We start from the raw sequence: 18,274 nt of genomic DNA, 5'->3' as shown, positions 1-18,274 counted from the left end.
TGCAGCGGCGTGCCACACCCGGTCTGTCGATGTCCCGCATTCTGCAGGGGATGCGCTCGCTCGCCTGTGCGGCCGGCATGCTGCTCGCCGTCGCAACCCACGCCCAAGGGGTGCCACCGTCCCTCGTCCACACGTCCTGGCCCGTTTCCCGTGGCGCGCCTGCCGATGTATGGGCAATGGTCCAGGGCCGGGATGGCTACCTCTGGCTCGGCACCGGGTCGGGCCTGGTCCGCTTTGATGGCACCCAGTTCGAACCGGCGCGCCTCGCCGATGGCAGTCCGATGCCCGCCGGCAACATCACGAGCCTTCTTGCCGGACCGGACGGGTCGATGTGGATGGGATTTTACCGGGGCGGGCTCGCCCGGCTCAAAGACGGTGTCTACACCCGCTATCCTTTCGACCACACCCTCTCCAGCGGCTGGGTCTCGGCGATGGCTGCAACACCCGACGGAGTCATCTGGGCAGCAACGAGTGGTGGCCTCCTTCGATTCGCCAACGGTCGGTGGTCGAGAGTCGGCTCTGACTGGGGACTTGTCCCGGGAAATACTGGCTCCGTCCTTGTCGACCCCGAGGGCACACTGTGGGTCGCTGGCGCGGGATGGCTCGTATTCCTGCCTCCGGGGGCCAACGCATTCCGTCAGACCAACGTGCCCGTCCGTGAAGACTCGACCCTTGGCCGCGCGCCGGATGGAACGCTTTGGTTGTCCGACAAACTTGGAGGAACCCGTGCGCTGCCTGGCGTGTCGGCGGCGCACCCGGTGGGGTCAGCCGTACTGCCGCCGGAGTCGATGGAAGTCATCGCCTCCGACCGGATGATGTTTGACCGGGAGGGACGGTTGTGGAGCACGGACACGGTCCACCGCTCCTTGTTCATCATCGACAGACCAGGCGAGAAGGCCGACGGCCGACCGTTGAAGCCGGCCGATGCGGTCGCGCGGTTTGATTCGCGAAACGGGATGGCCTCCGACCAGATGACCCCGCTCTTGCAAGACCGTGAGGGCACGGTCTGGGTGGGAACGAATTTCGGCATCGACAGTTTCCGGCCGGCGAGCGTGTCGACCTTCAGCGGTCTCGACCGTGCCTACAAACTCGATTACCTCTTCAGCCCGGGTCCGGACGGACACGTCTGGCTCGCGGCCCGCCGGTCGGTGTGGCGTGCCGACGGTGACGCGATGGTGCACATGGGGGACTTCCCCGATGACGTTTACCAGGTCGTCGGCCGGTCGGCGACGGAAGCATGGGTCCTGACCGAGAAGGAACTCTGGCATCTTGAGAACGGCAAGTGGCGCTCACGGCCCTATGTGCCGGGAGGCTCCCTTGGCGGCGACCTTGCCATTGATGCCAAGGGAGGACTCTGGGCGGTGTTCTACCGACTCGGTGCCTACCATCTCGACGGCGAGACCTGGGAGAAGCTGCCAGTTGAAAGTGGTGCCGGACATGACCCCTGGGGCGTGTTTCCTGCCAACAACGGGGCAGTGTGGTTTGCCGGGCTCGACGGGCTTGTCATGCAACTGCCGACCCCCGATTCCACGCCCCGCGTCTGGCACGTGCCCGCGCTGGGTGCTGTGTGGTCCATGGACGTCAAGGGGCCCCTTGTCCTTGCCAGCGGGGAAAGCGGAATTGCCTTGTTGCAGGCGGGCAGGTTCATCGCCCTCAACGCCTTCGGGACTATGCCCCTCCTTGGCGTGACCGGCATCGCCCAGCGCGACGGACAGGTCTGGCTCAACACCAGCCGGGGCGTCATTGCCATCACCACCAGTGAGCTCGAGCGCGCGTTTCTCCACAAGGGGCCGCCGCCCAGATACCAGCTGTTCGATTACCGTGACGGCCTCCCGGGCATTGCACTGCAGGCGGCACGCAACACACTCGGCTTCGATGAGCGGGGGCGCCTCGTGGTTGCCAGCAACCAAGGGCCGGCATTCATTGACCCGGGAAAGGCGCACCACAACCCCATCCCGCCGGACGTCTTCATCCGTCTCCTCGATACCGACCAAGGTGCGTTCGCCCCGTCGGCTTTCCTGCGTCTCCCCTCCGGCACGTCGCGCCTGCACGTCACTTTTACCGCGACGAGCCTTGCCGTCCCGGAGCGGGTCGCGTTCCGCTACCGCCTGACGGGGGTGGACGCAGGATGGCAGGATTCGGGTACGCGACGCGAGGCGTTTTACACCAACCTGTCGCCGGGCGATTACCGGTTTGAGGTGATGGCAGCCAATGAGGACGGCGTCTGGAGCAGTGGCGCAGCGGCAGCCGCGTTCTCCATCCCGCCCCTGTTCCATCAGACGCTCTGGTTCCGTGCCGGCTGTATCGTTCTCGGCGTGCTGCTCATCGGGCTTGCCATCGTCTGGCGTACAAGACAGTACGGGCGGCGCATCCGCCTTCAGGCCGATACCAGACATGCAGAGCGCGAACGCATCGCCCGCGAACTCCACGACACGTTGCTCCAGTCCGTCCAGGGGCTGACCCTGCGCTTTGCAACAGCCGCTGAGGCGCTCCCTGCGGATGACCCGGCGCGCGCGTCCCTGGATGACGCGTTGACCGTGGCTGAAACCGTCATCGGGGAGGGGCGTGACCGGCTCCTTGAGTTGCGCTCGACCGACGATACTGGACGTTCCCTTGGCGAGGCGCTGGCGCTTGCCGGGCGGGAAGCGGAAACGTTCTTCGGGACGCCGTTCGTGTTCGAGGAGCAGGGGAAGGTTGTCCCCGTCGTCCCGGCCGTTGCAGCCGAGATTGTCGACATCATGCGGGAAGCGCTCTTCAACGCCTACCGCCATGCCAACGCGACACTCATTGTCTGCCACCTCCGGTTTGAACCGGGCGAACTCGCCGTCAGTGTCGCCGACAACGGCCATGGCATCGTGGCCGGTGACACGCAGTCAACCGCGTCGCACAGGCATTTCGGCATCACGGGCATGCGGGAGCGTGCCACACGCATCCAGGCCCACCTCGACATCCGGCCCCGTGCCTTTGGCGGAACCGAAGTCCGCCTTCGCATCTCGGCCCGGCACGCCTATGCACGCTGGTCCGGCCCGTGGGCACGCCACGGCATTACGCCGGATGAAAAAGGCGCCCCGTAAGGGGCGCCTGGTGCGTCAAATCTGGTTGACGCCGCCATCGACAACGAGCTCGGCGCCGTTGACGTAGCTGCTGTCATCCGACGCGAGGAACAACGCGGCCTTGGCCATGTCTTCCGGCGTGCCGAGGCGACCCGACGGCACTGTGCTCGTCAGTGCCTGGTCCTGGTATTCGACCGGCACGAGGCGGTCGAGAGCCGGGGTCGAGGTGTGGCCCGGGGCGAGGATGTTGACGCGGATGCCACGGTCCTTGAGGTCGACAATGGCAGAGCGGACGAACGCACGGAGCGCACCCTTGGTGGCGCCGTACACGGAGAAGTTCGGGATGCCCGACGAGCCGGCAATCGAACCGGTGATGATGACCGAAGCGCCCTTCGGCAGAAGCGGCAGGGCCTTCTGCAGACCGAAGATGTTGGCGCGCACGTTCGTATTGAAGTGGGCGTCGTAGTTGTCTTCGGTGATTTCACCGAGCGTCTGGAACTCACCGAACGCGGCGTTGAGCATCAGCACGTCGATGCGGCCCTCCTCGGCCTTGACCTGGGCGAAGAGCTTGTCGAGGTCGGCGAGCTTGCTCACGTCCGTCTGGATGGCGACCGCAGACGGGCCGATGGCAGCAACGGCCTTGTCGAGCTCGGCCTGGCGGCGACCGGTGATGTAGACCTTCGCGCCTTCCTCGATGAACTGCTTGGCGACGGCGAGGCCGATACCGCTATTGCCGCCCGTGACGACGGCGACCTTTCCTTTGAGCTTGGACATTGCTGTTTCCTGGTAGGTGGGAAGCAAACGAAAAAGGGGTGGCGGCGTCCGGTCTTTTCCCGTCCGGAGTTGCCTAGTTACTTCGACCGCGACCGGACGCTGCCATCCAATGACTTGTGGACAGCTGCCGAAGGCTCCAGTGCACGGCATCGCATAAGACTTATTCCCTCCCGCATACCCCGCATAAAAAACCGGCCGCCTGAGGGAGCAGGCGGCCAAGGGGAGACTTGCGTGAGCCCCGTCCGTGGGGCATTTCTTGTGATGGGAATGAAGCTCGAGCGGTGTCTTAGAAGTCGTACGTCGCCGTCAGGCGGGCGTAGCGCGGCGTCTGGAAGTACTGGCCAACGTCGTAGTTGTTGAGCACGGTCTGCGACACCGACTCATACGTCGAGAACGAGTTGAGGGGCTTGCGCTCGTTGGTGACGTTGAAGACCTGCACGCCGAGGGCGAGCTTGCTGTCGAAGTACGACGGACGATACGTCAGCGCAAGGTCGAGCTGGCGGTACCAGGCATTGCGCTTGTCACCCGGGTGCGACGGCTTGCCGTTGCAGTTGTGGTAGGCCGACTGGTAACCCAGCGGGTCCGGGTCGTCCGTGCCGTCGAGGTAACCAAGGCAGGACTTCGGCGAACCGGACGCGAGGCGCAGGTTGCCGGACACGAGCCACTCGGGTGCAATCTGGTACGAGCCGTACGCCTTGATTTGGTGCGTGCGGTCGTTTGACAGCAGGCCGTTGGCGTCCTGCATGAGCAGCGCCGAATCCCAGTCCTGGGTCTTGGAGATGTCGGTCTGGCCAATATCCGACTTCGTCTGGCCTTCGGTGTTGCCGTACGAGCGCGAGAACGTGTAATCGACGCGACCCTGCCACTTGCCGTCGAACGGGTGGTCGAGGTACAGGTCGAGGGCGTAGTAGCTGCGCTTTGCCTTGTCGGTAAAGCCCCAGTCGTACTGGCTCATTTTCACTTCCGTGCGACCGACACCATTGGCATTGGCAAGCGAGAAGGTGTTGGTGCTGCCGGGGTTGAACACGACGCAGCCCGGAATGACCACCGAATCCGGGTCGACGCCCTGGCTTGCGAGCTTGTCGCCCATGAGCCCCGTGTCGCACACGTCATCAATCGCCGTCCGCAGCTTTCGCACCGTGAGCTTTGCACCGGTGACCCAGCCGTCGCCGACGGTCTTGTCAAAGCCGAGGATGGCTTCATCCTGGTACTGGCTCTTGAGGTCGCGGGCGGCCACGGCCTGCGCGTCGACCGCCTGGCCGTACTCACCATCCGGCGACACGGCGCCCGGACCGAGTGCCTTGAGCCCGGTCGGGCGACCGAGGCTGTCGATGCCCGTGTAGTTGAAGTACTCGAACGTGTACGTCGACGGGCTGGCGCCACGGACGGCCACATTGTTGGGCAGGGCGAGGTAGTAACGGCCGAGGTTGCCGTAGACCTTCAGTGAGGAGTCGCCAAAGACGTCCCAGGTTGCGCCCAGGCGCGGCGCCCACTGCGCGGCCTGGTTGACGTAGGGCTTGTTCTCGTCGTTGAAGTTCTTGAAGCGGTCATTGCGGACGCCAATGCTCACGAGCACCTTGTCGGAGACCTGCCAACGGTCTTCGAGGTACTGCGCGCGCTGGTCGAGCTGCATGTTGGTGACCGACGAGAAGACGACCTTGCGGACGTAGTAACCCTGACCGCCCGGCGCGCCCACACCCTGGGACTTGCTGATGGCCGAATTGGGGTTGGCCGAGTGGAAATAGCGCCAGTAAAAGCCCGAGCCACTCGTCGCGGTACCTTCGTCGATGCCCCGGTAGTGCATGTTGTCGATGCCGCCGGCCAGATGATGGTCACCGAGCACCCATTCGAGGTCGAGGCGCAGGCCGTGCGTACGGCTGCCGGCGCCCGGGTCCTGCGACGTTGCAGACGAGTTGAGGTTGGCGCGCGGCGTGCCACCGTTGAGCGCCGGATTCTGGAGGTTGGGGTTGAAGATGTACGGCTGGTCGGCGAGACCCGGCGTCGGGTTCGACAGGTAATCATCGCTCCAGCTCTTGCCGTAGGTCGCCGACAGGGTGACGTCGTCGGTGATGTACGAGGTGTACTTGGCAATCGCGTACTTCGACTCGAGCTTGGACGTGTCGGCATTCGCACCGGTCGGGCCACCGCTCTTGCCCGATGCGTAGTCATACGCGTGGTACGTGCCGAGCTGCTCGTCAGTCGAATGGATGCCGGTCAGCTCGAGGATGTTGGAATCGTTGATGTTCCAGTCGAGCTTGGCGTAGTACTTCGGCAGCTTGTAGGTGTAGTGGTTGTTGGCAACCGGGTTCGCTTCGACACTCGCCGTGCTCGTGCCTTCGGATTTCTCGGCTTCGGCCGCAACGAAGAAGAAGAGCTTGTCTTTGACCAACGGACCGCCGGCGTAGGCCGAGTAGGTCGTCGTCCACTTCCTGTTGTCGTCACCGCTGCGGTAAATCGAGCCGACCTTGTCTTTCTGCTGGTAGCCGTAACCCGGCGGCAGTGCGCGGTTGCCGTAGTAGACGTTGCCCGGGTTCGACGCGGCGAACTTCGGCTCCCAAAGCACCTGCGCGCCGAAGTGCCACTCGTTCGTGCCGCGCTTGCCGACCTGGGAGATCACGCCGCCGTCAGAGCGGCCGTACTTGGCGGAATAACCACCCGTGTAGACCTCCTGCTGGTCGATGGCACCGTAGGGCAGGCCCACGCCGCCAAGGTTGCGGTACGGGTCGGTCGTGTTGTAACCGTTGATGTAGTACGCGTTTTCCGACGCGCCCGAGCCACCGAACGACACGGTGCGGAAGCGGCCGTTGCCGAGGTTCGACGAACCCGGCACAGCGCCCGGGGCGAGCAGTGCGATGGCTTCGGCGTTGCGGCCGAGGGGCAGGCGGGCGAGCTGTTCGGAGGTCACGACCGTACGGGCGTCGACCTGCGTGGTGTCAATCGGCGGCAGGGCATTGCCGACGACGGTCACGGCGTCGAGCGCCTGGGCACTGGCGGCCGAGGCGGCCGGGGCCTCGAACGAGACGTCCGTGCTGCCACCGACGGTGATGTTGATGTTCTTGCGTGCATCGACGACGGCACCGGCCTTCTTGAGGCTGACCGTGTAGGCACCAAGCGGCAGGTTGCCGGCGCGGTAGCGGCCCTGGGCGTCGACCGGGATGTCGCGGGTCAGGCCGGTCGGGCTGATGACCTCGACGGTGTCACCCGTCCCGGGCGTGACCTGGCCGAAGATGGCACCGGTCGTCGACTGCGCGTGGGCGACGCCGGCGCCGAGGCCCACGGTCAGCGCAACGGCAAGCGCGGTGTGCCTGAGGGCGTGGCCCTGGCGGAAACTGCGGTAATGCATTCGGAACTCCCCAGATGGCCCGAACCGGGCCGGAACGAAAAGCCGGAGCGCAAGTGCGTCGCGGCGGAAGATCACTACCCACGCGCCCCTCCCGGGGACGTCGGCGAGTCCGGAAGGCGCGCATTCCTGCGGTTTACCGGAGCCGGGCAGGACGTTAGGTTTTGGTTGTTGTTGTGTCAATAAAGCCAGATAAAAGAATGGCTTATCGACTAAATGTAGTCAGGAAAACACAATTCCCGCAAAAACTTTCAAGGTGACCGGTCGTCTTGAACGCAATCTTTTGCGCGTGAGAAGGGTCCGGGTACCCACCTGTCTGGCGCCGTCGAATGCGTCGGGGACGTGCGGTTTTCCACATGGCTCACCCGACGATGCCGCGTCGGCCGGTCGTCCTTGGGCGGTACCGGCGTTGGCAACGGGCCATCGCCCATCGCCGAAAGGGCTGTTGTTGTGGCGGGCGGGGTCGCCAGGGCGCTGTCAGGGCCCTGCAGGCGCTGTCTGGCGTGCGGATGGGTCCACCCGTTTTGATTTTTTGCGCCCGGGGCAAGCGGGTGGTTTGTGACCGTTGCAAGGAAGTGCCCGCATGACCACGACCCCATCGCTTGGCTCGAGCTCGCTTGACGTCAATGCCATCGTCACCTCGCTCGTCGCCAACAAGCGCGCGGCGAAAGACAAGCAGATTGCCTCCGCACAGGACAAGGCAACGACCCAGCTGTCGGCCATTGGCAACTTCAAGTCGGCCCTTGCCTCCCTCAAGGCAGCCATGGACACCCTGGCAACGGGCAAGGCGTTCCATGCACTGAAAACCGCTGTGGGGGACCCGGCGGTCCTCGCTGCAAGCACCGATGAGCACGCCCAGGCCAATGCCTACAAGGTCGTGGTCAGTGCCCTTGCCACCAGCCAGAAGACCTCGTCGCCCGCGTTCGCCTCATCCACCGCAGCGCTTGGCGGAGGCTCCCTGACCCTCTCCCTCGGTGAGGGGAAGATGACCATCGACCTCGATGCGGCCGACTCCCTCCAGACCGTTCGCGACCGCATCAACAAGGCATCCGACAACCCGGGTGTCACAGCCGCCATCATCACGGGGTCTGACGGCGCTCATCTGGTGCTCACGTCCGCCCGGACCGGTGCAGCCAACGCCTTTTCGGTTTCCTCCAGCGGCGGTGCCGAGCTTGCAAAGCTCGAGTTCGATGCCACAACGGGAACCCCGACGGTCGCGGCGGGTGATGCGAAGTTCACCATTGACGGAACGGCGGCCACCAGTGCGTCCAACACGGTGGCCGACGCGGTCGACGGCCTGACCCTGACCCTCGCGAAGACCGGTGAGACCACCGTCAACATCACGACCGACACCTCCGCTGCCGTCACCGCAGTCCAGGGGCTGGCCACCGCGTACAACGCGTTCATGACCACGTATCACCAGCTGACGCTCTACGACAAGACCAACAAGCAAGTCGGCGCCCTTATCGGCGACGCGACCGTCAACAGCATCAAGAACCAGGTCACGTCCGTGCTCGGCGGTGTGTCGGGTGGTCCCGGTGGCGGACCGCATTCGATGAGCGACCTCGGTGTCGCCTTCCAGGTCGACGGCACGGTGAAGTTCGACATGGCAAAGCTCCAGAAGGTGTTGGCGACGAGTCCCAAGGAAACCGAGGCCTTGTTTGTTGGCGAAAAGGGCATTGCTGCGCGCCTGACCAACGCCATCAATGGCTGGACGGGAACCACTGGCATCCTTTCCCAGCGCGCCGACAACCTCAACAAGCGCCTCGACGACCTCGACGAGCAGCACACGGCCCTCGACGAGAAGATGACCGCGTACACCAAGCAGCTGACCAAGCGCTACACCGACCTCGACAACCTGATGGCAAAACTCGGCAACACCAGCAGTTACCTCTCCCAGCAGTTCGAGGCCCTGACAAAGAAGGACTGACCGGGACCAAGGACCAACAACGCAGAATCAGACAAGCGCAGCGTTGCGCTTTTGACGACGCTGGGGTCAACCGACCTCCAGGAGTCGTCCCGTGGCCGCACACTTCCCCTACGCTCTCGCCATGGTGCTCAATTGGGCCACGTTTGCGCGCCCCGTTCGCACAGCCATCCGGCCTGCGCGGCCACCGTGCCGCCAGGTCCTCCTCGCCGCGCAGGCCATCGACCGCGACCCGGAGCGCGTGCTGCGCTGGTACAGCGAAGACCCCATCGAATCGTTAGGCTCGCGCACGGCCGCTGAACTCGTCGACGCAGGTCACGCAGACCTGGTCATCCGCTTTCTCGAAGCGGTGATGGTGCGGGAGGCGCGGGCAATGCCCGTGCATTGACTGTGGACGTCAAGGTCAAAAACAGTGCCTTCGCCGCACTGGCCGGTCACCTCGAGCGTCTGCGGGTCGAACGCCAGCACCTCATCGATGATGCCTTTTCATCCCTCTGCGCCCGCCGCGCACTCCTTGCCGGCATGCTCATCGAGGAATTTGGGTCGCCTGCGCGGGCCGCCATCTGGGTCACGTCCCACCAGCGCGTGTTCGGGGGACGCACGCCACTCGAAGTTCTTGCCGAGGGCGACGACGACCTGGTCTGGGATGCGCTCGGGCGGGACGGGGCAGGGCATGCCCATATCTGAGGCGGTAACGGCGGCCTGTTGAGGCGCGAGACCGGGCGTCTATCGATGGCCTTGAACATTGCGCAAAACCCCTGATACTTGCCGGCGTCTTTCCTGCCGGACATTGCCATGGACGCCCCCAAGCTCTTTATCTCCTACAGCTGGTCTTCCCCGGACCATGAGGCGTGGGTCATCCGGCTTGCCACGGACCTCAGGCAGGAAGGCATTGACGTCATCCTCGACAAGTGGGACCTCAAGGAGGGCCAGGACGCCAACGCCTTCATGGAACGGATGGTCAGTGACGCGACCGTGGGGAAGGTCGCCATCATCTCCGACGAGACCTATGCGACCAAGGCGAACAACCGGAGCGGCGGCGTCGGGACCGAGACGCAAATCATCTCGGCGGAGGTCTACCGGGCGGTTGACCAGTCAAAATTCGTGGTGGTCCTCCCGTCGCTTGACGACGAGGGCAATCCGTTCGTCCCGACCTATGCCGCATCCCGCATCTACATCGACCTCAGCTCCGATGACCGCCTCGCCGAGAATTTCGAGCAGCTGGTGCGCTGGGTCTACGACAAGCCGCTCCATGTCAAACCCGCCCTTGGCAAAAGGCCGGCGTACCTCGATGGTGACGCGGCGCCTGTCTTTGGCGCGCCAACAGTGTTCCGGCGTGCCATGGAGTTTGTGCGCCATGGGCGTGAAGGTGCAGGCGGCGCGGTCGACGATGCACTCGTCCAGCTGACCGACGCCCTTCCCCAGTTTGCATCAAAGCCCGCCGACGACACTCCGGCCGATGAGGTCGTGTATGCCACCATCGGACGCATGGCCCCGGTGCGCTCCCAGTTCGACGAACTCTTCGGGGTGCTCTGCCGGTTTTCCGATACGGCGGAAATGGGAGGGCGCGTGCACGCTTTTTTTGAACGGATGCTGCCGTTTTACGACGCGCCGGCCAATGCAGGCTCGTACAAGTCGTGGGATTTTGACGCTTACCGGTTCCTGGGGTGGGAGCTTTTTCTCTCGGCCGTCGGCGCCGCTCTGCACCACCGTGCTCTCAATCTGGTTGAGGCGCTCATCACGACGCCGTACTACAACGCGGCGATGACCCACCGGGGCATACCGCCCATGCAGACATTCAGTGCGCTCAACCGCGAAGTCGACTCACTCGAGGCAAGGAACAAGCGCCTGAAGCTCAACAAGGTCTCCCATCAGGCCCAGATTGCCAAGGAGCGCAGTGAAGCGGTCCAGCATCGGTTTGATGACCTGATGCAGGCCGACCTGCTGCTCTACCTGCGAAGCCAGGTCGTGCCCTCCGGTTACCTCAGCTGGTACCCGACGACCCTTGGCTACGCAGCCTCGCACGGTGTTTTCGAAACCTTTGCCCGCTGCGTTTCCCGCAAGCATCTCGACCGCATCCTCGGTCTTCTCGGTGGGTCGGAGGAGGTGGTCCGCCAGACCATCGTTGAAAGCCAGCGGGGGCAGGGGTACGGGTTCAACCGGCCCAACTTCCGGGTCCTGACCGGTGTCGACAGTTGGGGCACGCTTCCCTGAGGGTCAGCATCCCGCAACCCGGACCTGGTTCTTTCCGGCCGCCTTGGCGGCATAAAGCGCTATGTCGGCGTCCCGGACCAATGCGTGCGCAGCCGAGCCGTGGAGCGGCGCGCTTGCAATCCCGACGCTCAAGGTGACCCGGAGCTCGACGTCGTGCCAGACGAAGGGGCGCGAGGCGATGTCGATGAATGCTTCGGCGCGCACAACCGCCTCCCGGACCGACACCGGAGGGGCGAGAAGGGCGACGAATTCATCACCGCCAAGCCGGCAGACCGTGTCGCCTGGCGCGGTCTCGACCAGAAGCCGGGCGGCGAACTGGCGGAGCAACTCGTCACCCGCAATGTGGCCATGGACGTCGTTGACGGCCTTGAAACCGTCGAGGTCCATGTAGAGCACTGCAAGGGTCTCCTCAGGGCCGAGTGCCTGGAGAGCCGTCCTCAGCCGCTCATCGAACACCATGCGATTGGGCAGCCCCGTGAGGGCGTCGGACTCGGCAAGCTGGCGCATGCGCTCGGCGACAGCCCGGGCAACGGACACATCACGCAAGACGAGCACCCCGCCGACCACCTGGCCGTCCCGGTCGCGGATGGGGGCTGCGACGTCCTCGACATCGACCCTCGCTCCCGATTCAAAAAGGAGCTGGCGCGGGTGCGGCATGTCGACAACGCGCTCTTCCCGGATGGCCCGAAGAAGCGACGTCTCACTCGGGTGCCCCTGGTCATCCCGCAGACCGACAACGGCGTCGATGGGACGGCCCCTCGCTCGGCTCGCTTCGCGGGCCAGGAGCGCCTCGGCACGGGGATTGAGGAAGGTGACCGTCCCGTCGCGGTCGGTGGTCAGGACCGCGTCGCCGATGGATTCGAGGGTGACCTGCGCGAGTTCCTTGGCGGCAAACAGGTTCTCCTCGAGCGTCTTTCGTTCGCTGACGTCGGTCACCATCACGTACATCCCGCAAAATCGCCCACCCTCATCGAGGTCCGGGGTGTAAGACACGTCGCCCGTAAACCGCCGGCCCTGCAAGGTCGCCTGGTTGATTTCCAGCCGCACGGCTTCCCCGCACCGGACACGGGCAAAGACGGGAGCGAGGCGCGCGTAGTTTTCCTCCCCGACGAACTCGCGCAAAGTCGACCCGATGCGCGGTGCTGCGTCACCGAACCATGCGCGATACGTTGCATTGACGAAGCGGTATATCTCGTTCTCGTCGACCCGCGCGATGAGCGCTGGGACCGCATCGGTCATCCGGCGCATCCGGGTGCGGGAGCGGGCGAGCTCCTCGTGGAGCGTTTGCGCCTCGGTGATGTCTTCGAGGACCGCGACAAAGCCCGTGGTCCGGCCCCCTGGAGCGACGGGTGTTGCATGCGCGTGGGCCCAGAGGGCAACCCGGTCATCGCCGGAAAAGCCGAACACTTCATCGAACCGCTCACCGGTATCGATGAGGCGGCGCCAGGCACGGACCACGCGGTCGCGGTCGCCCGGCGCGATGCCGTCGATGAGGAATTCGGACACCGCCTCGCCACGGCGCTCACCGACCCAGGTGGCGGCCTTGGCATTGAGCCAGTTGGGGATGCCGTGTGTGTCGACGTGAAAGACGGCAAGGGGCGCGGCATCGATGAAGGCCTGGAGTTCGGCGCGGCCCCGCTCATTGGCTCTGAAGGCGCGCTCCAGGTTGGCGAGCAGCGACCGGGCCATGTTGCGCGAGCGCCGCAGGGTCAGCACGGACCATCCGACGAGGACCAGGAGGGCAACGCCTGCGGTGAAGAGGGCGATGTCCTCGCGCTCCCCGATGCGGACGATGCGCCCACGCTCGAGCTGTATCAGTGCATCGAGGGCATCGGCGAGGACCATGTGTTGTTGCTGGTAGGAACTACCCATCATCTCGCCGATGTGCACGTCCCGGTCGCGCCGCCAGTCCTTTGTGAAAAAGGATGATGAAGCCCCGGCGTGCTCTGCAAGGCGCGCTTCGATGGAAGCAACGAGTTCGCTTGCGGCCTCATCCGGAAGCAGGGCTGACTTCAAGGCCTGGAGTCGCACGCGTTCGTCGCTTGCTGCACGGCCCCAGGTCACGCGGGCGGTGGCATCACCTGTCAGGACCCAGGCCCCCACCGACAGGCGCATCGTCTGGACATTGGCTTCGAGGCCATGAACGAGGGCGAGCACGCGGTTGTGTTCCGCAATCCGGTGCTGCGCCGAGAGCAGTCCGCCGGCGGTCGCAAGGCTGGCGAGGGTGAGCAGCACGACGAGGGCAACGCTGGCCCTGGTGCTGCGGTCGACAAGGTGTGTGAGTCGTGCATGGCGCGCGTGGGGCATGGCGTCGTCTGCAGGGAACGTGCGCGCAATCTAGCAAACAAGGATGCGTGCCATTGCGCCTTTTTGCGCAGAAATGCACAGGATTGCCAGAGTTTTTTCCATCGTCCGCGAATCCGGAAATACATCATCTGCAAGAGTCAAATTCCGCGAACGTGGACAAGCAATGGTGTCTGGATTTTCTGCCCGACGACTGCCCAGTGCGTTCGTCTTTGCGTCCGGAACATGACTGGAAGACACGGGTCGTTCGACGCCTTTTGCCGCAATCGGTGCCATTGAAAGACAAAACAGTTGCATCCACGCAATTGGTGCGTGCCAGGATTGTGTCTGCGCCGGATGTCAACGCTCCGCTGACGGGTCGCACGCAGGAAGGCGCTGTACGCAGGGGCGGTCCGACCAGGTGAGCCCGGCATGGTTTGCCCCCTCAGCAACGACCGGTGAGTCCAAGCCGCGCATCTCCTGACAAGTAACCGCGCTTCGGGCGACGCATCCTCGGGCCAACACCGGCGCGCGAGCGTCGTGGGACACGGGCAATCCCGCCCGCGTCCTCACAGGAGCGAAACCATGGGCGACGAGCGCTATCAGGCGATGTCACGGCGCGGCTTCATGCAGGCAATGACGATGGCCATGGCGGCGGGAGCGGCCTTCTCGCTCTCGCTCGATGCGCGCGGTGACACCGCTCCCACCCCGAAGCTTGCCCCCTCGCCTGGCAAGTTCACCGAGCGCTTTGTCATGCGGGACGGCCACCGCATCTATGTCAGGGATTACCCCGGCAAGGGGCCGGCCTATGTCATGGTCCACGGTTTTCCCGACAACGCCCGCATCTACGAAGAGATTGCCCCGCGCCTCTCCGGGGCAGGCCACCGGGTCATCGCGTTTGATTTCCTCGGTTTTGGCGCGTCCGACAAGCCCGACGGTTATGCCTACAGCTTTGTCCAGCAGCTCGCCGACATGAAAGCCGTCGTCGCAGCACTCAAGCCCGGCCCGGTCATTACCGTCGGCCATGACGCAGGGGGCCCGGCTGCCATCAATTTCGCCCTCGACAATCCCGACAGTGTCGAAGGCATCGTGCTGTTCAACTGCTATTACGCCAATTCGCCGGTGCTCGCGTTCCCGGACTTCATCGAGTTGTGCTGCAACCCGAAAACGAAGCTGCTGGCCCACGCCATGATGACCGACCCCGCCCAGGCGCAGTACCTGTTCAATTTCCAGCAAGGTCTCTTGCTCAGGAACATGACCCCTGCGCTCCAGGAGCGGTTCAAGACAAGGCTCCAGCCCATCATCGCCTCGAACTTCACATCGCAGCCCAGTGCGATGCCCGCCTTCCTTGCCATGACCGGTGACGCCTACGCAAACCTTGCCGCCAACGACCGGCGCGTCCCGGAGCTCCGGGCATTCAAAAAGCCCGTCCGGCTCATCTGGGGCAAGTGGGACAAGTATCTCAACGAAGCGGTGGCAAGGGACATCGCCGGCCATTTCCCCAATGCGACCTACACCGGTCTTGATGCCGAGCACTGGCCGCAATACGACGCCCCGGACGAGGTCGTCCGCGCCATGCTTTCACCGGCCTAACGGCCGGGCTGGCGCGCGGGGCGCCGGCGGTAGACATCGGGAGGAGCCACCGTAGTCTTGCGGAACGAGGCGAGCGCCATGACCGCGTCTTTCGAACGGCTGTTCCTGTTTTCGGCGGGTGTCCTCTTCAGCTGGCTGATGTGGGCGCCCCTGTTGATGCTCGGCGCGGGCCACTGGGGCCACGCACTGGCCTGGGCGTTTCCCTTCGGCATCGTGACGTTTGCTGTGCTGTGCCTGTCAATAACGGCCCTTTATCCCCTGGTCCCGTCCCATTGGTCATCGCGCATGGCGCTCGTCGTCCTCGGCCTGCTGGTCCCCGTGCTGTTTGGCTGAGCGCTTGGTGGAGGCACGATGGCGCGGAAGAGACCGGCCACTCAGGACAGCTCGCGTCCTTCCCGCACAAGCGCCAGGGCAAGGTCGAGCATGGCCTGGCCCACGTCCGGCTGGACAAGGGCGCCCGGTGGACCGAGCAGGCGCATGACCCGGTCGGCAAGGGCCGCGAGGACCGGCATGGATGCTTGCGTCGCCCGCCGCGTGATGAGGTCCGCCCGGAAGCGGGCCTCGTCGTGGTCGCCGGTGACTTCGGCGTCATTCATCGCGGCCGTGTCCTGGGCGAGCTCGGCGACGAGCAACAGTCGGGATTCCAGGTGGGCGTTCATGGCCACACCATGGCATCCCTGCACCGGGTGCATTTGCACGCATTTCACGCAGTCAACCGATTTGACCGCATTTCTTTCAATTGCGACTGGACTGCAGCCGTTCGATGAGCAAGGACCCATACCCCGCTACCGCGTCGCCCCGGGCAGCGAGGTGTGGCCCGTCACCTGGGACCGAGCACACCCGAGACCACGAGGCAGAGCGCGAGTAGACCGAGCGAGAGGAAGACGCCGACGGTCACGGCAAGGTGCCGGGGTTCGACGCGATGCCCGTTGTCGGTCGCGGGCATGGACTGCTCCTTCTGCGTCACTGGGATTCGCGCAACGGGGGGCAGGGCATTCGTGCGCGCGATGGCATCGCACCGCTGTCGCGCGTAGTCCCAGGCGGAAAACCGCTCGTCACTGGTTTGGCCGACGATGAAGGGGTCGTCGCCGAAGGTGATGTAGTGCTGGTAGAGCGACTCGGCGCTCATGCCGGGCACGTGTCCGGTTGCGAGGAAATCGTCGACGATGGCCTTGCATCGCAGCAAGGCTTCGTCGACCGTGTCGAACGTGCCGAGGGTGTACGTTTCGCTCTCGTCAGCGTAGTGGAAGTTGTCAGCTACCCTGACGGTATACCGGACCATGTCCATGTCATCTCCTTGCCTGCAGAAGTCAACACTGGTGACATGAAGCCAGCGATGGGATGGCAGACCTTGTCTCATCTTCGCCGTTTTGAAGTCTGCTGCCACAGCCTCCGCCAACCTTCGTAGGATTTGCGTATGGATATGACCAATCCACCAGACATTAAGGGTTATTTCTGGCTCGACTCGTCTCCCGACTCGAAAGTTGCAGGTCATCTGCACTGTACGGATAGCGGTGACATGGTCGTAGAGCTCATCGGAACCTTGGGCGGCGTGTTGGGCGAAGCACCGGATGGACCGATGCGCATCCTTGGTTATACCAGCAATGGAAAGTACATCACTCTTGTCGACTGCTACCCGGCGGGTGGGTCTACTCACGTGCCAGGATTTTCAGTAGCGACGTATCGCAGCACCTACACGCTTGTGGGTTGCCGCATCCCGTCGGCCGAACCGCTCGATTTTCATGGGCTAGCCTTCCAGTCGGACATTCTCGACAACTGGTACGAATTCGGCGGCTTTATTCCGTCCCAATCGCATGACCCGTACCACCTGACGATTGAGTGGTCGCCACCCGCTATCACGTCCTGGAAAATTCGGGATGGTCTGACGGTGGCTCTTTACCCCACGGCCAGGATTCCAGGATGGGGCAAGCACAACTCCGTCTCGCTGCGGCAGATGACCTGGACTGCTCTCCGCTTCGATACGCCAGTCGCCCTCGGGGACCTTGTCGACCTCGCGGTTCGCACCGCCGGCTTTTTCAGCTTCGTCACCGATGAGCCCGTACCCTTTCTCGCGGTCCAGCTTGAGCAGGAGAAAGACCCGACATCCCAGAAGCTCGATGCCGTCGCGCTGTATTTCAATATGGGAAAGCGCCAGTCCACAGACGCCAGGCGTGGCAACGCGCCTTATCCGCTGTTTCCCTTTGCACAGGTCAAGGCATCGTTCGGCGCGACCCTTAACCAATGGCTAGAGCGTTATGAAGCGCTCAAGGCCCCGTTCAACCTCTACTTCTCCGCCCGTGACTCCGAAGGCCTGTTCCTCGAAAACGAATTCCTCATGCTCGCCCAGGCGCTCGAAGCGCTCCATCGTCACTCCAGCAAGAAAAAGCCCTACGACGATGAGACCTATGACGTTCTGAAGGCAGCGTTGAAAGCAGCAATCGGGCCCGAGTTCCAGGACTGGCTCAAGCCAAAGCTTGATTTCGGCAACGAGCTGTCCTTGTCCGAACGGCTAAGTGACCTGTTCTCGACGGTCGGCAATGTGTTTGGCGACACTGTCGACCCGGTCACTTGTGCCAAACAGATTCGCGACACGCGAAACTACCTCACCCATTACTCCTCGTCTTTGAAGAAAAAATCAGCCACCGGGCACGCAATGTTCAGGCTTTGTCTCGTGATGGAGTGTCTCTTCCGTTTGCATCTTGCGCGTTTGACCGGGTTCTCGAAGGAGAACGTCGACCATTTTGCAAAATCGTCTCAGTCGTTCAGCCAGAAGCTGCTCCAAATCAGTCAGCTAGCCTGAATCGCCGATTCGGGCGCACACTCGTAGTGCTCGCACCACGACCTTTGAGAAACTGGTCTTGTCGGTTCCGTGGGCGCTTAACCGTTACGCCGATGTTTTCGCAGCCATCTCAGTTAGAGTCTGTACCCCGAATCCATCGCAGAGGCGCCACGGTTATGGTGATGACGAAAGCGTCGTGGAATCAGGCAGGGTCGGTGCCGTGGTCCGTTTCGGGTTGAAGGCTACATCGATACCGCGCTCTAGGTCGGCACCGGCTCCCAAACGTGCCGCGTCGGGCAACGAGTGGGTGT

General features: G+C 63.8%; 13 protein-coding genes. 8 read left to right on the top strand and 5 right to left on the bottom strand.

The genetic code is table 11. The annotated features are described in order from the left end of the window. The first annotated feature begins 29 nt into the window (after positions 1–29). Entirely contained in the window at positions 30–3,074 is a 3,045-nt protein-coding gene (locus FIV34_RS11745) for a sensor histidine kinase (protein WP_170207602.1), read from the top strand. Between the two features lie 15 nt (positions 3,075–3,089). Here the strand turns inward: FIV34_RS11745 and FIV34_RS11740 are convergent, their stop codons facing one another. Then, complete coding sequence (locus FIV34_RS11740) at positions 3,090–3,827, bottom strand: SDR family NAD(P)-dependent oxidoreductase (RefSeq protein ID WP_139982951.1); 738 nt, start codon at positions 3,825–3,827, stop codon at positions 3,090–3,092. Between the two features lie 286 nt (positions 3,828–4,113). Then, entirely contained in the window at positions 4,114–7,170 is a 3,057-nt protein-coding gene (locus FIV34_RS11735; RefSeq protein ID WP_139982949.1) for a TonB-dependent receptor, read from the bottom strand. A 580-nt stretch (positions 7,171–7,750) separates the two neighbouring features. Here FIV34_RS11735 and fliD point away from each other — a divergent pair. The 4 genes from fliD (at position 7,751) to FIV34_RS11715 (ending at position 11,308) form a co-directional block, all read left to right on the top strand. Continuing rightward, positions 7,751–9,097 carry a flagellar filament capping protein FliD gene (gene fliD / locus FIV34_RS11730; protein WP_139982947.1) on the top strand — a complete coding sequence of 449 codons (1,347 nt, stop codon included), beginning with the start codon at positions 7,751–7,753 and terminating at the stop codon, positions 9,095–9,097. Positions 9,098–9,188: 91 nt separating this feature from the next. Next, the gene (locus FIV34_RS11725; RefSeq protein WP_139982945.1) at positions 9,189–9,482 is read left to right on the top strand and encodes a DUF2384 domain-containing protein; all 294 of its coding nucleotides are present in this window, start codon (positions 9,189–9,191) and stop codon (positions 9,480–9,482) included. A 2-nt stretch (positions 9,483–9,484) separates the two neighbouring features. After that, positions 9,485–9,781, top strand: coding sequence for an MbcA/ParS/Xre antitoxin family protein (locus FIV34_RS11720; protein WP_139982943.1), 297 nt, complete (start codon positions 9,485–9,487; stop codon positions 9,779–9,781). 108 nt (positions 9,782–9,889) lie between these two features. Then, positions 9,890–11,308, top strand: coding sequence for a TIR domain-containing protein (locus tag FIV34_RS11715; RefSeq protein ID WP_139982941.1), 1,419 nt, complete (start codon positions 9,890–9,892; stop codon positions 11,306–11,308). 3 nt (positions 11,309–11,311) lie between these two features. On the opposite strand, the gene FIV34_RS11710 is transcribed toward FIV34_RS11715, so the two are convergent. After that, entirely contained in the window at positions 11,312–13,615 is a 2,304-nt protein-coding gene (locus FIV34_RS11710) for a bifunctional diguanylate cyclase/phosphodiesterase (RefSeq protein WP_139982939.1), read from the bottom strand. A gap of 561 nt (positions 13,616–14,176) precedes the next feature. On the opposite strand from FIV34_RS11710, the gene FIV34_RS11705 reads away from it, so the two are divergent. Together FIV34_RS11705 and FIV34_RS11700 are read left to right on the top strand one after the other, a co-directional pair. Further along, positions 14,177–15,184 carry an alpha/beta fold hydrolase gene (locus FIV34_RS11705; RefSeq protein WP_139982936.1) on the top strand — a complete coding sequence of 336 codons (1,008 nt, stop codon included), beginning with the start codon at positions 14,177–14,179 and terminating at the stop codon, positions 15,182–15,184. Between the two features lie 78 nt (positions 15,185–15,262). Continuing rightward, positions 15,263–15,517 carry a hypothetical protein gene (locus FIV34_RS11700; RefSeq protein WP_139982934.1) on the top strand — a complete coding sequence of 85 codons (255 nt, stop codon included), beginning with the start codon at positions 15,263–15,265 and terminating at the stop codon, positions 15,515–15,517. Positions 15,518–15,558: 41 nt separating this feature from the next. Here FIV34_RS11700 and FIV34_RS11695 read toward each other — a convergent pair whose 3' ends face one another. Together FIV34_RS11695 and FIV34_RS11690 are read right to left on the bottom strand one after the other, a co-directional pair. Next, the gene (locus tag FIV34_RS11695) at positions 15,559–15,843 is read right to left on the bottom strand and encodes a hypothetical protein (protein WP_139982932.1); all 285 of its coding nucleotides are present in this window, start codon (positions 15,841–15,843) and stop codon (positions 15,559–15,561) included. Positions 15,844–16,004: 161 nt separating this feature from the next. Beyond that, a complete protein-coding gene (locus tag FIV34_RS11690) occupies positions 16,005–16,472 on the bottom strand; it encodes a hypothetical protein (RefSeq protein WP_139982930.1) in 468 nt (155 codons plus the stop codon). Between the two features lie 129 nt (positions 16,473–16,601). Between FIV34_RS11690 and FIV34_RS11685 the strand changes: the two genes are divergently transcribed. After that, positions 16,602–17,984, top strand: coding sequence for an ApeA N-terminal domain 1-containing protein (locus FIV34_RS11685; RefSeq protein WP_139982928.1), 1,383 nt, complete (start codon positions 16,602–16,604; stop codon positions 17,982–17,984). Positions 17,985–18,274 lie beyond the last annotated feature (290 nt).

It is taken from the genome of Luteibacter pinisoli, assembly GCF_006385595.1.
Taxonomy (GTDB): Bacteria; Pseudomonadota; Gammaproteobacteria; order Xanthomonadales; family Rhodanobacteraceae; genus Luteibacter; species Luteibacter pinisoli.
This window is presented reverse-complemented; position numbering and strand designations above follow the sequence as displayed.